10 protein-coding genes are annotated in these 14620 nt (G+C 69.9%); 3 read left to right on the top strand and 7 right to left on the bottom strand.

All coding sequences use genetic code 11. From position 1 onward, the window contains the following. Positions 1-319 precede the first annotated feature (319 nt). Both QMK61_RS12695 and QMK61_RS12690 read right to left on the bottom strand, forming a co-directional pair. Positions 320-1801, bottom strand: coding sequence for an amino acid permease (locus QMK61_RS12695; protein ID WP_302072587.1), 1482 nt, complete (start codon positions 1799-1801; stop codon positions 320-322). Between the two features lie 69 nt (positions 1802-1870). Beyond that, positions 1871-3355, bottom strand: a complete 1485-nt coding sequence (locus tag QMK61_RS12690) for an amino acid permease (protein ID WP_302072586.1) — start codon at positions 3353-3355, stop codon at positions 1871-1873. 163 nt (positions 3356-3518) lie between these two features. Between QMK61_RS12690 and QMK61_RS12685 the strand changes: the two genes are divergently transcribed. After that, on the top strand, positions 3519-4139 hold the full coding sequence (locus QMK61_RS12685) for an NUDIX hydrolase (RefSeq protein WP_302072585.1): 621 nt from the start codon (positions 3519-3521) through the stop codon (positions 4137-4139). A gap of 58 nt (positions 4140-4197) precedes the next feature. Here the strand turns inward: QMK61_RS12685 and QMK61_RS12680 are convergent, their stop codons facing one another. The 5 genes from QMK61_RS12680 to QMK61_RS12660 all read right to left on the bottom strand — a co-directional run bounded on the left by QMK61_RS12680 (position 4198) and on the right by QMK61_RS12660 (position 12341). Further along, on the bottom strand, positions 4198-4719 hold the full coding sequence (locus QMK61_RS12680) for a 3-hydroxyanthranilate 3,4-dioxygenase (RefSeq protein WP_302072584.1): 522 nt from the start codon (positions 4717-4719) through the stop codon (positions 4198-4200). A gap of 169 nt (positions 4720-4888) precedes the next feature. Further along, the gene (gene parE / locus QMK61_RS12675; protein WP_302072583.1) at positions 4889-6778 is read right to left on the bottom strand and encodes a DNA topoisomerase IV subunit B; all 1890 of its coding nucleotides are present in this window, start codon (positions 6776-6778) and stop codon (positions 4889-4891) included. A 55-nt stretch (positions 6779-6833) separates the two neighbouring features. Beyond that, positions 6834-7976: a CHASE2 domain-containing protein gene (locus QMK61_RS12670; RefSeq protein WP_302072582.1), complete on the bottom strand. Its 1143-nt coding sequence runs from the start codon at positions 7974-7976 to the stop codon at positions 6834-6836. A gap of 46 nt (positions 7977-8022) precedes the next feature. Further along, on the bottom strand, positions 8023-9681 hold the full coding sequence (locus QMK61_RS12665; protein WP_302072581.1) for a FecR domain-containing protein: 1659 nt from the start codon (positions 9679-9681) through the stop codon (positions 8023-8025). A gap of 179 nt (positions 9682-9860) precedes the next feature. Then, entirely contained in the window at positions 9861-12341 is a 2481-nt protein-coding gene (locus QMK61_RS12660) for an ATP-binding protein (protein WP_302072580.1), read from the bottom strand. Between the two features lie 175 nt (positions 12342-12516). Here QMK61_RS12660 and QMK61_RS12655 point away from each other — a divergent pair, with 175 nt between their 5' ends. After that, positions 12517-13197 (top strand): response regulator transcription factor, encoded by a 681-nt coding sequence (locus QMK61_RS12655; RefSeq protein WP_302072579.1) that lies wholly within the window; start codon positions 12517-12519, stop codon positions 13195-13197. Positions 13198-13445: 248 nt separating this feature from the next. Beyond that, positions 13446-14282 carry a response regulator transcription factor gene (locus QMK61_RS12650; RefSeq protein WP_302072578.1) on the top strand — a complete coding sequence of 279 codons (837 nt, stop codon included), beginning with the start codon at positions 13446-13448 and terminating at the stop codon, positions 14280-14282. The last annotated feature ends 338 nt before the right edge of the window (positions 14283-14620 follow it).

The raw sequence follows: 14620 nt of genomic DNA, 5'->3' as shown, positions 1-14620 counted from the left end.
GGCTGTCGTGCGGGGGAGGCGCAGGAGGCGGTCGCGCGCCGTGGGGAAGGTGCCGGCCCAGGCGCGCCAGGCTGAGGAGCTGACTCGCCTGACGCGCCGGGCGGCGATCCGGGGCCCACTGCCAAGTGATCAACCCACGGACTGGGGATCATACTCCGGTTGTCGGGCGCGGGCGAATGACCTTGGGTGATTTGCGATGCCCGTGTTACTTTTCCATGAATTTCAATATCTTGCGTCGACAATCGCAAGTCCGGCTTATGACAAGCCTGTACTTGAAGTTTCGCCGACGTTAAGCGGCTTTTAATGAATTTCGATGGAATTAGTCGACTTTGGCGACTTTTTGATAGGCGCCGCCGCTTGCCGCCGCCCCCTCGCGCAGCAGGCTGTGGCGGCGGCCGTAGCCGAAATAGATCACCAGGCCGATCGCGGTCCAGATGCCCATCAGCAGCCACTGGTACCAGTTTTCCCAATACAGCAGGCCGAGGCAGCAGAGCACGCCGAGCACGCAGATCACCGGCGCCCACGGCACGCGGAAGGTGCGCGGCAGCTCGGGGTGCGTGTAGCGCAGGATCAGCACGCCGGCGCAGACGGCCACGAAGGCGATCAGCGTGCCCATCGAGACGAGGTCGCCCAGCACGTCGAGCGGGAACACCGCGGCCAACGCGGCGATGCCGAGGCCGGTGATGACGGTGTTGATGTGCGGCGTGTGGTAGCGCGGGTGGATCTTCGAGAATACCGGCGGCAGCAGGCCGTCGCGCCCCATGATCATGAAGATGCGCGGCTGCGCGATGATCATCACCAGGATCACGGACGACAGGCCGATCAGCGCGCCGATCTCCACCAGCCAGCGCAGCCAGCCGAGCTCGGGATGGGCCTTCACGGCGGTGACCACCGGCTCGCTGGTGCCCAGCTGGTCGAATGGCAGCAGCCCCGTGATCACCGCTGCCATGCCGATGTAGAGGATGGTGCAGACGGCCAGCGACGCCAGCGTGCCGATCGGCAGGTCGCGCTGCGGATTCTTGGCCTCCTGCGCGGCGGTCGAGGTGGCCTCGAAGCCGATGTAGGCGAAGAACACCAGGGTCGAGGCGCGCATGATGCCGGCCCAGCCGTATTTCTCCGGCCCCTGCTGCGGCGGGATGAACGGGTGCCAGTAGTCCGGGTTCACGTAGTGCCAGCCGGCGGCGATCACGACCACGATCAGGCCGACCTTGAGGATCACCATCGCCAGGTTGGCGCCGCTGGATTCGCGGATGCCCACGTAGCACAGCCAGGTCAGCGCCAGCACGATGGCGACCGCCGGCAGGTTGAACAGCGCGCCGGTGGCCACCAGGTGGCCGCCCTGGTAGGCGAGCGGCGCATGGGTCAGCACGGCGGGGAGATGGATGCCGATATGGTCGAGCAGGCTGGTGAAATAGCCGGTCCAGCTCACCGCCACCGCCGAGGCGGACACGCCGTATTCCAGCACCATGTTCCAGCCGATGAACCAGGCCACCAGCTCGCCCAGCGTGGCGTAGGCGTAGGAATACGAACTGCCGGACATCGGGATCAGCGTGGCGAACTCGGCATAGCAGAGCGCGGTGAAGCTGCAGCAGACCGCGGCGATCACGAAGGCGAGGATGATGGCCGGGCCCGCATGCTCGGCCGCGGCCTGGCCGGTGATCACGAAGATGCCGCCGCCGATCACCGCGCCGATGCCGAGCGCGGTGAGCCCCCATGGTCCCAGCGTGCGCTTCAGACCAGGACCGTCGCCGATGTCTGCGTCCGAGAAATCGGTCTTGCGGGCGAGTAGTTGCTTGAGCATGGGGAATCCAGATGGCGCCGGCATGCTCCTTGTCACGCCGGCCGGGTCGTTCGTCGCCGTGCGTCGGCCTCAGTCCGGCTCGCGGCCGGTGGCCAGGTGGCTCTTGCGATAGCCGTACAGGTAGTACACCACCAGGCCGATCGCGCCCCATGCGAAGAAGGTGATCTTCGCTTCCTTCGACAGGTTGAGGAACAGCAGCAGGCAGCCGATCACCGCCAGCGGGCAGACCACCCACGGCATCGGGGTGCGGAACGGGCGCGGGCGGCCGGGCTGGGTGCGGCGCAGGATCAGCACGCCCACCGCCACCATGATGAAGGCGAACAGCGTGCCCGAGTTGGTGATGTCGGCGAGGATGCCCACCGGGAACAGCGCGCCGAACAGCGAGACGAAGGTGCCGGTGATCAGCGTGATCACGTGCGGCGTGTGGAAGCGCGGATGGATCTTGGCCAGCGAGCTCGGCAGCAGGCCGTCGCGCGACATGGTGAAGAAGATGCGGGTCTGGCCGTAGGTCATCGTGAGGATCACCGACGGCAGCGCGATGCCGGCGGCGAAGGCGATGCCGGCGGCGATGGTGTTGTGGTTGAGCAGGCGCACCACGTGGGCCAGCGCTTCCTTGCTGCAGACCAGCGCCTGCGAACCGTCGCAGGCGGCGGCGAACGCCGGCGTGCCCGGTTCGAGCGCCACGCCGTCCGGGCCCAGCATGGGTTGCGCGCCCACCGAACCCACGGCGCCGTAGCTCACCAGCAGGTAGTAGATGGTGCACACGCCGAGCGAGGCGATCAGCGCGATCGGGATGTTGCGGTTCGGGTTCCGGGTTTCCTCGGCCGCGGTGGAGATGGCGTCGAAGCCGATGTAGGCGAACACGATGGAGGCCGCCGCGCCCAGCACGCCGATGCCGCCCATCGGGCTGCCCCAGCCGTTCGGCACGAAGGGCGTGAAGTTCTGGTCCTTCACCGCCGGCAGCGCGACGATGATGAAGGCGGTGAGCGCGATGATCTTGATCAGCACCAGCACGGTGTTGACCTTGGCCGACTTCGAGGTGCCGATCACCAGCAGGAAGGTGATCGCCAGGCCGATCAGGCAGGCCAGCAGGTTGAAGCTGCCGCCGTCCATCGGGCCCACCTGCAGGAAATGCGGCAGGCCGAGCCCGGCATGCGCAAGGAGGCCGTTGACGTAGCCGGCCCAGCCCACGCACACCGTGCTGGCGGCGATGGTGTACTCCAGCACCAGCGCCCAGCCCACGATCCAGGCGACGCCTTCGCCGAGCACGCCGTAGGTGTAGGTGTAGGCCGAGCCGGCGACTGGCACCATCGCGGCGAGTTCGGCATAGGCGAGCGCGGCGAACGCGCAGACCACCGCGGCGATCACGAAGGAGATCATCATGCCGGGGCCGGCCTTCTGCCCCGCCTCGGCGGTGAGCACGAAGATGCCGGTGCCGATGATCGCGCCGATGCCGAGCATGGTGAGCTGGAAGGCGCCGAGCTGGCGGGTGAGGCTTTTCTTCTCCGCCGTGGCGATGATCTGGTCGATCGGCTTGACGCGCTTGAACAGCATGCAGTGGCTCCCCGGAAAACAACGGCGTCACGCTCGTGCGGAAACGCGACGAGGAATGACGCGACGAGCCGACGGACGGCCAACCTTAGCCGAGCGGTGGGAGGGGTACAAGACGCGGCGCAGCTAGAATGGGCGCTGGTCCCCGCGCCCCCTGCCACAAGTCATGCCACACGATTTTCCGCATCTCGCCGCTGCCTTCGACGACTACCGCACGCGCCATCCGGAGGAGGCCGGCATCGTTGTCCGCTTCGTCGATTTCCTGGCCTCGGACGCGGCCGTGTTCGAGCGCGGCCATGCGCCCGGCCACTTCACCGGTTCGGCCTGGCTGGTCAGCGCCGACGGCGGGCGCGTGCTGCTCATGCACCACCGGAAGCTGGGGCGCTGGTTGCAGCCGGGCGGCCACGCGGACGGCGACGCCGACCTGGCGCGCGTGGCCCTGCGCGAGGCGCAGGAGGAAACCGGCGTGGAAGGCCTGCGCGTGGAAGGCGGCATCTTCGACCTCGATCGCCATCGCATTGCTGCCCACGTCCCCGTGGCCAGCCCTGACGGGCCGACGGCGTCGTCCGGGTTCGCTCCGGGCGAACCTCGTCCGGCGCGCGGCGCGGAGCCGGAACACTGGCACTACGACGTGCGCTACGTGGTGCGCGCGACGGCCGGCGAGGCGTTTGCGGCGAACGAGGAATCGCTGGGGCTGGCGTGGCGACCGGTGCGCGAGGTCGCCGCCGACCCGGGCGTCGACGGATCCGTGCGGCGCATGGCGCGCAAGTGGCTGGAGCGGTTGTAGGGGTGCTCCTGCGCGCGAATGCTCTTTCCGCAAAAAGCCATTCGCGCACAGGGTGCTTCTACGCGTATTTCGCGGGGGCCGGGTTGAGGTGGCCGCAGGCGTCGCAGGTGCGCGCCTCGCGCGAGGCGTAGAAGCGATCGAATACCGGCGGGAAGTCGCGTTCGATGCTTTCCAACACGAAGTATTCCTCGTAGAGCTTGCGGTTGCAGCGCTCGCAGAACCACAGCAGGCCGTCTTTCTCGTGGGGCAGGCGCTTGCGTTCGATCACCAGCCCCACCGAATCCGGCATGCGCTGCGGCGAGTGCGGCACGCGCGGCGGCAGGTAGAACATCTCGCCGGCGCGGATCGTCAGGTCGCGCGCCACGCCGTCGTCCTGCACCTTCAGCACCATCTCGCCCTCGAGCTGGTAGAAGAATTCCGGGCCTTCGTCCCAGTGGTAGTCGGTGCGTGCGTTGGGTCCGCCCACGACCATCACGATGAAGTCGCCGTCGACGATGCACTTGTTGCCCACCGGAGGCTTGAGCAGGTGGCGGTGTTCGTCGATCCAGCGCTGGAGGTCGAAGGGCGGGGTCAGGGCCATGCGCGTGATGCCTTTGACGTTCTTCCTCTCCCCTGCGGGGAGAGGATCGAGGTGAGGGGCGGGTGCTCGCGTCGATCTTTCATGCGGAGCGAATCAGCCAAGCCCTCACCTTATCGCAAGATTGGCCCCTCACCCCAGCCCTCTCTCCAAAGGGGAGAGGGAGCAAATCTCACACCTCCAGCGTGGCGAGATCACCTTTCTCTTCCAGCCAAGCCTTGCGGTCGCCGGCGCGCTTCTTGGCCAGCAGCATGTCCATCAGCTTGGCGGTGCCGTCGCCGTCGTCCACGGTGAGCTGCACCAGGCGGCGGGTGTCGGGGTGGATGGTGGACTCGCGCAGCTGCGCGGGGTTCATCTCGCCCAGGCCCTTGAAGCGGGTGACGCTGACCGCGCCCTTCATCTTCTCGCGCTGGACGCGGTCGAGCATGGCCTGCTTCTCGCCCTCGTCGAGGCAGTAGAACACCTGCTTGCCCACGTCGACGCGGAACAGCGGCGGCATCGCCACGAACACGTGGCCCTCGCTGACCAGGTGCGGGAAGTGGCGCAGGAACAGCGCCGAGAGCAGGGTGGCGATGTGCAGGCCGTCGGAATCCGCGTCGGCAAGGATGATGACCTTGCCATAGCGCAGGCCGGTGAGGTCGTCCTTGCCGGGATCGCAGCCGATCGCCACGGCCAGGTTATGCACTTCCTCGGAAGCCAGCACGGAAGTGGATTCCACCTCCCAGGTGTTGAGGATCTTGCCGCGCAGCGGCAGGATCGCCTGGAACTCCTTGTCGCGCGCCTGCTTGGCGCTGCCGCCGGCGGAGTCGCCTTCCACCAGGAACAGCTCGGTGCGGGACAGGTCGGTGGCGGTGCAGTCGGCCAGCTTGCCGGGCAGTGCGGGGCCCTGGGTGATCTTCTTGCGCACCACCTGCTTGGCGGCCTTGAGCCGCGCGCTGGCGTGCTCGATGGCAAGCTGGGCGATGCGCTCGCCGGTCTCCACGTTCTGGTTCAGCCACAGGCTGAAGGCGTCGTGCACCACGTTCTCGACCAGCGCGGCGGCGTTGCGCGAGGACAGCCGCTCCTTGGTCTGGCCGGCGAACTGCGGGTCGAGCAGCTTGGCGCTGAGCACGAAGGACAGCCGCTCCCACACGTCCTCCGGCGCCAGCTTCACGCCGCGCGGCAGCAGGTTGCGGATGTCGCAGAATTCGCGGATGGCGTTGGTGAGGCCGCTGCGCAGGCCGTTGACGTGGGTGCCGCCCTGCGCGGTGGGGATCAGGTTGACGTAGCTTTCCTGCACCAGCTCGCCTTCCGGCAGCCAGGTGAGGGCGACGTCCATGCCCTCGGTGTCGCGCGCCACGTGGTGCACGAACAGCTCCTGCGGCAGCGTCTCGGCCTGGCCCAGCTCGCCGCGCAGGTAGTCGCGCAGGCCGTCCTCGTAGTGCCACTCGCTGGTTTCGCCGCTGGCCTCGTCGACCAGCTTCACGTTGAGGCCCGCGCACAGCACGGCCTTGGCGCGCAGCAGGTGCTTCAGGCGCCCCATCGAGATCTTCGGCGAGTCGAAGTACTTCGGGTCGGCCCAGAAGCGCACGGTGGTGCCGGTCTTCTTCTTCGGCACGCTGCCGACGACCTCCAGTTCGCTGACGCGGTCGCCGTGCTCGAAGGCCATGCGGTATTCGCTGCCGTCGCGGCGGATGTTCACCTCCACCCGGGTGGACAGCGCGTTCACCACCGACACGCCCACGCCGTGCAGGCCGCCGGAGAAGTTGTAGTTCTTGCCGCTGAACTTGCCGCCCGCGTGCAGCCGGGTGAGGATCAGCTCGACGCCGGGCACGCCTTCCTCGGGGTGGATGTCCACCGGCATGCCGCGGCCGTCGTCGGCCACTTCCACCGAACCGTCGGCGTGCACGGTCACCTCGATGTTCTTCGCGTGGCCGGCCAGCGCCTCGTCCACCGAGTTGTCGATCACCTCCTGCGCCATGTGGTTGGGGCGGGTGGTGTCGGTGTACATGCCGGGCCGGCGCTTGACCGGGTCCAGGCCGGAGAGGACTTCGATGTCGGCGGCGTTGTAGCGACTGCTCATGCGTGGTGAACCGGGAAAACGGAACGCCGCAGGATGGCGGCGGGCGCGGCGGGGGTCAAGCCGGTCGCCGGCGGCGCAGGCGCCGGGGCACGAGGCCGGTGACGGCCAGCGCGGCGGCGAAGAGCAGCATGCAGGTCGCCGGCGGCCACCACAGGCCGGCCAGGCGCAGCAGCAGCAGGGCGGCCACCGGCGCCAGCGACAGCCCGGCCAGCGCCGCGCGCCAGGCGCGCCGCATGCCGGGCCATCCGTACAGCAGGCAGGCCAGGGCCAGCACCACGATGCCGGCCAGGAACTGTCCGGTGAACCCCAGCGGCGTCACCAGCAGGCCGCGACGCAGGGATTCGAGCAGGTTGGCCTGGTATTCCACGCCCGGCATCAGGCCCACGGGCGTGTGCAGGATGTCGCGCATGCCCTCGGCGGTGGCGCCCACCAGCACCAGCCGGTCCTTCAGCAGGCCGGTCGGCAGCTTGCCGTCGAGCACGTCGACGTAGGAAACCTGGCCGAAGCTGCCGACCGGTCCGGCATAGCGCAGCAGCACGTAGTGGTCGCGCACCCACAGGTAGGGCGAGGCATCGGACGGCTCCGGGTTGCGCAAGCCGGGCAGCGCGGTATCGCGTCCGGCGCCGCCGCCCACGCGATCCAGCGCCAGCGCCAGTGAAGGCCAGTATGCGCGACCCAGCCCGGCGTCGAGGTAGGCGCCGCGCGTCACCCCATCCGGCCCGTTCGGGGTGTCGACGTGGCCGAGCGCGGCCGCCGCCTGCGTCAGCGCGGGGATCGGCAGCATTTCCTGCAGCGGGCCATGGAGTTCGCCCGGCTCGGCGAACACCGGCATCGCCACGTGGCCCTCGCGCCGCACCGCCGCGGCCAGGGCACGGTCGTTCTGCGGATGGGCGTCGTCGGCGTCGGTCATGATCACGTCGAGGCCGACGGCGCGCACGCCGTCGGCGGCGAGGCGGTCGAGCAGCCGCGCGTGCACGTCGCGCGGCCAGGGCCAGTGGCCCAGCGCGTCGAGGCTTTTCTGGTCGATCGCCACGATCACCACGTCGTCGCCGGCGGCATAGCCCCAGTGGCGCATGTTGAGGTCGTACAGCGCGTTGTCCGCGCGCGTCGCGATGCCGCTGGCCAGCAGCAGCGCAAGCAGTCCGCAGCCGGCCAGCCAGGCCGCGACGCGCACCAGCCAGGCAAAGCCGTCGCGCATCAGCGAAGCACGATGGTTCGACGGGGCGCCGCCGCGTGCGCGGGGTTCACAACAGCAGCCACAGCAGGGTCGCGCCGCCCGCCCCGGCCGCGATGCGGCAGGGGATGCACGGCAGCTTGACCTTCTGCACCGGTCCCCAGGCGCCGGCGAAGCCGTCGGTGTCGATGGTGCGCACGCGCACGTACCAGGTGCCGGAGGCGGGCTTGCGCATGGTCAGCGAAGGCTGTTCCAGGGTGCGGTCGATGGCCGGCTTGGCGAAGCCCGGGTCGCGCGCCATCTGGACGCGGTAGCGCTGCCCGGGCGCGCCGGCCGGCCAGCCCAGGGTCAGCTCGTCGCCGGAACGCTTCGGTTCGCCCACGGCAGGCGTGGGCGGCGGGGCCACGCGGTCGAAGGGCAGGGCGTCGGTGTACGGCCCCAGGCGGCCGTCGCGGTCGCGGCTGGCGATGCGCCAGTAGTAGCGGCCCAGCGGCAGCGCCGCCGGCGCGCGCACGTGGTCGCCGGTGATCGTCGACCGTTCGGCCAGCAGTTGCCGGAATTGCGGGTCGCCGGCGAGCTGCCATGCATAGGACGCGGCTTCGCTGCTCTCGGTCCAGCGGAAGCGTGGGCGTTCGTCGCGCGCCTTGCCGCCGGGCTGCGGCTCCTGCACCAGCGGCGGTTGCGGATGGGTGGCGACGTGCAGCAGGCAGCTGGCGTCGAGGCCTTCCAGCCGGTCGGCGTCGATGCCGTGGACGCGCAGGGCGTAGTCGCCGTTCGGCAGGTCCGGCAGGCTCGCATGCGGCAGCGCGCCGGTGACGCGGTCGAACAGCAATGCGGCGAAGCGCCCGTCGCGCGCGATCTGCACGCGATAGGCGGTGGCGCCCGGCAGGGCCTGCCAGTCCACCGCGTAGGCGAGCCGGGTGACCGGCGCGGCGGGGCAGTGCAGTTCGGGCGCGGGCAGCAGGCGGCGCACCTGGCCGGGCCGCTGGCCGTCCTCGATGGCCACGCCGGAGCCCTTGCCGACCTGTACGTGGCGCCGCGCGCCGGCCACGTCCACGCGGCCGCCCAGCACCTCGGTCTGCGAATGGCCGTCTCCGGCGGCCACGCGGAAGTGCGTGCCGCGCACGCTGGACACCGCGCCCGGGGTCTGCACGATGAAGTGCGCGGTGTTGCCCGGCATCGGCGTGACGTCGTTGACGATGCGGCCGCGCTGCAGGCGCAAGTGGGTGTCGGCCATGCCGGTGCGGCCGTAGGCGCTCATCCGGTCCAGCGTCACCTCGCTGCCGGCCTGCACCAGCATGCGCGAGCCGTCGGCGAACTCCAGCGTCAGGCTGGCGTTGGCGCCGGTGTCCACGCGCGCGCCGTAGTCGAGCTTCATGCCCGGCGTCACCGGTACCGGCTGCGCCTGTCCGGGCAGCCAGGCATGCGCGTCGCCGATTGTGGCGGCGACGGTGGCGCTGGCCGGTTCCACGCGCAGCCAGCCGACCGGGATGCGCAGGCGCGAGCCGGGCGGCAGGTGGTACGGATCGGCGACGTGGTTGTAGGCCTGCAGCTTCTGCCAGGGCACGTCCGCCTTCAGGTAGCGGCGGGCCAGCGTCCAGATGGTGTCGTCCGGGTGCACGCGGTAGGTCCAGTCGCCGGCGTGCGCGAAGGGAACGGCCAGACCGGCCAGCAACGCCACGGCAAGCCAACGTGCGGATCGGGTGCTCGGGCGGCGCTTGGCATGCATGTCTCGAATCCTTGCAAGTCCACGCTGGCATATGCCGGCGCAGCGGAACGCCCCCTGCGTTCCGGACGGGGCGTCGCATGCATGCCGCATCCTCGACACGCCTCCACGACCCGGGTTGGGACAAATTCTGCGGGACGACCCGGAAAAATGCCAACTGCGTCCCGTTTTCCGGCGGAAAATCAGCTTGCGGCGGCCGACTCGCCGGTCATCCGTTCGAGCAGGCGGCGCAGGTCGTCGAGGCTGGCGGCGCATGCGCGCAGGGCCGCGTGGGGGCGGTCGCCCTCCAGCGCATCGAGCAGGCGCCGGCCCTCGTCCAGCAGCGGGTCGTCGCCGAACACGGCCAGGGCGCCGAGCAGGCGGTGCAGGCGTTGCGCGGCCCGTGGCGCATCGTCCTCGCCGGCGGCGAGCTCGATCGCGGCGAGATCGGCCTGGCCGGTTTCCCGCAGCAGTCGTCGCAGGTCGCCGTGCAATGGCGGCCCGTCTCCCGCGGCGTGCGCCGCCGCGGTGCCGGATGGCAGCCAGGCGGACAGCTTTTCCTCCAGCGCGCGCAACTGCACCGGCTTGCTGAGGTAGTCGTCCATGCCCGCCTCGCGGCAGCGGGCGATCTCGCCATCCAGCGCATGCGCGGTCATGGCGATGACCGGCAGGCGGCGTGCGCGGCCCAGCCCGGCCTCGTGGCGTCGCCAGGCGGCGGCCAGTTCGTAGCCGTCCATCCCGGGCATCTGGCAGTCGGTCATCAGCAGCACGTAATCGTGGCGACACAGCGCCTCGTAGGCGGCGCGACCATCCGCTACCACGTCGCAATCCCAGCCCAGCAGGGCCAGCTGCCGGCGGGTCAGCGCCTGGTTCACGGGATGATCCTCGGCGACCAGGATGCGGCCATGCCCCGGTGGCGCGGCGGTGGGGGGCGCCGCCGGCGCGGGGGCGGTGGCGGCGGGCAGGCGGTTCGCCGGCGGCGTGCGCGCCGGCGGCGCCAGCGCCAGTTCGCAGGCGCGCAGCACGCCCTGCCATTTCAGCGGCGCGGCTGCGAGCAGGATGCGCCCTTCGCCTTCGAACGGCATCGCGGGCGCCGCGGGACCGGCGTCTAGGGCGACGACGCGGGCGGGGATGCGGGCCGGGCTGGCATGGTCGTCCGCATCGACGAACAGCAGGTTGGCGGCGATGCCGCTGCGCAGCGGCTGGTCGGGCGGGATCATCTCCACGCTGTGGCCCAGCGCGACCAGGTGGTCGGCCAGTGCCGCCGCGAGCGCGGGCGAGGCGAGCCGCACCACGGCGTGCCGCCCGAGGTGGGCGGCACCTGCCTCGATGCCGCGCTGGGCCACCGGCAAGCGCAGGTGCACGGTCACCGTGGTGCCGGCGCCGGGCTCGCTGGCCAGCGCGATCTCGCCGTCCATCAGCTGCACCAGGTGGCGGCAGATGGCCAGGCCCAGGCCGGTGCCGCCGTAGCGGCGCGCCGTCCACGACTCCGCCTGCGCGAACGGGCTGAACAGGCCGGCCTGCTTGTCGGCCGGGATGCCGATGCCGGTGTCTTCCACGCGCAGGCGCAGGCGCTGGGTGTCGCCGTCGTCGCCGAGCACGCGCAGCGAAACCGAGATGCCGCCGCGCTCGGTGAACTTTCCCGCGTTGCCGAGCAGGTTGAGCAGGATCTGCCGGATGCGCACGCCGTCGCCGAGCAGGCGTCCGGCCAGTGCGGCGTCCATCGCCAGCGACACGTCCAGCTCCTTGCGGCGCAAGCCGCCCGCTGCCAGGCCGACCACGTTGTCCAGCAGGACGCGCGGGTCGAACGGCGCCGGGTCCAGGCGCAGGTTGCCGGCCTCGAGCTTGGAGAAGTCCAGCACGTCGTTGAGGATCTGCAGCAGCACCCCGGCGGAGTCTTCCACCGCGTGCAGCAGCTCGCGCTGGTCGGTGTCGAGCGGGGTGTGGCCGAGCAGTTCCAGCATGCCGATCACGCCGTTCATCGGCGTGCGGATCTCGTGGCTCATGGTGGCGAGGAAATCCGCCTTGGCCTTGGACGCGCGCTCGGCCGCGTCGCGCGCGGCGCGCAGGCTCTGGTTGTGCGCGTTGAGGCGCGTGGTGTCGATGAAGTAGCCGGTCCAGCACGTCTCGCCGTCGGCCTCGCGATGCGAGGCCAGGATCATGCGGACCCAGCGCAGGCCTTCGAGGCCGTAGGCGCGGAAGTCGAATTCCACCGCGCCGGCGTGCCGCACCGCGCGCCGCACCTGGCGCTGCAGGGCATCCTGGTCCTCGGGATGGACGCGGTCCTGGAAGGGCCATTCGAGCAGCACGTCGTCGCTGGCCAGCAGGTCCTGCCGCTCCAGCCCGAACAGCGCGCGCAGGTCGCCCGCCAGGAAGGTCAGCCGGTAGCCATGTCCGCGTCCCCGGCGCACGGCGAACACCACCACCGGGATGCGCCGGGTGATCTCGCGCAGGGTTTCCCCCACGGCATTGGCGTGGCGCGCGGCCTCGTCGCGGCGGGCGATCTCCTGCGCCTGCCGCTGCAGGCGCCGTTCGGTCTCGGCCAGCCGCCGGCGCTGCAGCCAGAGCATGCGCAGCAATCCCAGCGCCAGCAGTCCGCTGAACAGCAGCAGGCCGGCGAGCAGGTCGATGCTGGTGCGGACCGGAAGCGCGCCGGGCAGGGCGGCGAGGCACGTCGGCGCCAACGGCTGTACGCTTCCCGAAAGCGCGTCGCGACGGGGGGCGGTGGACGTCATACGCCGGCGCATGGAGAGGTCATTCAGCAGCGATGTGCATTTTCTGGGAGAAAATGAAACCTTCGCGAATGCTACTTCAAATGGCACCTGCGCCATTGGGCGATATCAGCGGACAAGGACCAAGGTGAGGAACGGAGAGCCCCTGAGGATCATCATCGCCGACGACCATCCGGTCGTCGTGTTCGGCATCAAGGCGTTGCTGCGCGAGCACGGCGCCGGCATCCGGGTGGTCGGCGAGGCCGGCAGCGGCCGCGAGTTGCTGGCCCTGCTGCCGCGCTGCGAGTGCGACCTGCTGATCACGGACTACTCGATGCCCGACGCCGCCGGCGCCGAGGACGGCATGGCCTGGCTGAAGCGGCTGCGCCGCGACTATCCCTCGCTGCCGGTGATCGTGCTGACCATGATCCACAACCCCGCGCTGGTGCGGGGCATGCTGGGCGCCGGCGTCAACGGCGTGGTGGGCAAGGCCGCCATGACGCACGAACTGCTGCTGGCGATCGGCGCGGTGGCCGCCGGGCGCACCTACGTGGGCGAGCACATGCGCGAGGCGCTGGCGGAGGTGCAGGGCCAGGACGCGGGCCAGGACCGGTCCCTGGCCGGCGACGATCCTTCCACGCTGTCGCGTCGCGAGGCGGAGGTGGTGCGCCTGTACGCCTCGGGCCTCACCATCACCCAGATCGCCGAACGCGTGCACCGCAGCGTGAAGACGGTGAGCCAGCAGAAGAACAACGCCATGCGCAAGCTGGGTCTCACCAGCAACAGCCAGCTCTACGAGTACGCGCGGGTATGGGGCCTGCTCACCTGAGCCGGTCGCTGGAAGACCGCCGAAGGCGCCTGGCTGCGTCGTTGCCACGTTCCAGACGCATCCGCACTTTAGGAATCGTCTGATCACATTCTGAGCATCGGACTGGCACCATTTCCCTCGACATGACGCGTGTCGAGGCCGCGGCGAACAGCCGTGGCCGGGCGCGTCGATGTTTTCCCACATGCCGAGGGAACGACATGGGTCGATGAGTCTACGTCGACGGCAGCCATGCCCTCACCCCCTGAGGCTTGCTGCCGGGATCCGGACACGACACGGGCGCGGCGGGGTCGCGGCCGTCAGCCGATGCGCGGTGCCACCGCACCCGGGCCTCGCGGGCGATTCGTCCGGATGGTCCGGGCGTCGCGGGGCCGGAGTCGCGCGCGCGACGCGAGGTATGCCTGTCTATGACAAGTGGCACCGCGCCGGTGAGAGTGGTGATAGCCGACGATCATCCGGTGGTTCTCATGGGCATGAAGTCCATGCTGCAGCAGGACGGCCCATGGCGCGTGGTCGGCGAAGCGGCCAGCGGCAGGGAACTGCTTGCGCGCCTCGCCGGAAGCGATTGCGACCTGGTGATCACCGATTTCTCGATGCCCTGCGAAGGTGGCGAGGACGGCCTGGTGCTGCTGCGCCGCCTGCGCCAGCGCCATCCCGGCTTGCCGGTCATCGTGCTGACCATGGTGCACAACCGGGCGCTGGTGCGCGGCATGCTCGCGGGCGGCGCGGCCGGCGTCGTGGCGAAGACGGCCATGACCCGCGAGCTGCTGGTGGCCTGCCAGGCGGTGATGAACGGGCGCAGCTACCTGAGCGAACGGATGCGCGAGGACATCGAGGCCACGCCATCGCCGGAAGACGGAAACGCGCCGGCGCTTTCGCTCAAGGCCGCGCTGTCCACCCTGTCGCCGCGCGAGGCGGAAGTGGTGCGCATGTATGTCGGCGGCCAGAGCGTTTCCGAAATCGCGCGGCAATTGAACCGCAGCGTGAAAACGGTGAGCCAGCAGAAGAATGACGCCATGCGCAAGCTGGGCCTTTCCAGCAACAGTCAGTTATACGAGTTCGCGCGCAATTACGGATTTTTGAGTTAATGGCTGAATGATTTTAGGAAGCGTCTGATCCCATTTGCCCGGAAACGCGGGCACCATGACTCCATGGCCAGTCGTCCGCGCCTGTCGGGACCGGGCGAGCGCCATGCACTTCCCCAGGGCCCAGGATGGGCGCAGGCTGGCGAGGTTACGTCAGCGACAGGTTGCGGCCGCCCCCCTGTGCCCCACCTGTCGGGATTTTCAATGCGAAAGCGTCGCCACTCGTGGCGGCGCTTTTTTTAGGTTCATCTCCCAACTCCGGGGAAGGCCGCCCGGATCTTGAGGAAGAAATAGGCATCATCGCGGTAGCCGTAGGCCATGCGTTTGATGACCTTGATGCG

Origin of the sequence: Fulvimonas sp. R45 (assembly GCF_030504985.1) — a bacterium.
In the GTDB taxonomy this organism is placed as follows: domain Bacteria; phylum Pseudomonadota; class Gammaproteobacteria; order Xanthomonadales; family Rhodanobacteraceae; genus Rhodanobacter_A.
This window is presented reverse-complemented; position numbering and strand designations above follow the sequence as displayed.

What these genes read in the sequence shown, in the direction of transcription:
- QMK61_RS12690 (WP_302072586.1), bottom strand. Translation starts at nt 3,355, where the DNA reads ATGCTGTTCAAGCGCGTCAAGCCGATCGACCAGATCATCGCCACGGCG.
- QMK61_RS12680 (WP_302072584.1), bottom strand. Translation starts at nt 4,719, where the DNA reads ATGGCCCTGACCCCGCCCTTCGACCTCCAGCGCTGGATCGACGAACAC.
- parE (WP_302072583.1), bottom strand. Translation starts at nt 6,778, where the DNA reads ATGAGCAGTCGCTACAACGCCGCCGACATCGAAGTCCTCTCCGGCCTG.
- QMK61_RS12665 (WP_302072581.1), bottom strand. Translation starts at nt 9,681, where the DNA reads ATGCATGCCAAGCGCCGCCCGAGCACCCGATCCGCACGTTGGCTTGCC.
- QMK61_RS12670 (WP_302072582.1), bottom strand. Translation starts at nt 7,976, where the DNA reads ATGCGCGACGGCTTTGCCTGGCTGGTGCGCGTCGCGGCCTGGCTGGCC.
- QMK61_RS12685 (WP_302072585.1), top strand. Translation starts at nt 3,519, where the DNA reads ATGCCACACGATTTTCCGCATCTCGCCGCTGCCTTCGACGACTACCGC.
- QMK61_RS12695 (WP_302072587.1), bottom strand. Translation starts at nt 1,801, where the DNA reads ATGCTCAAGCAACTACTCGCCCGCAAGACCGATTTCTCGGACGCAGAC.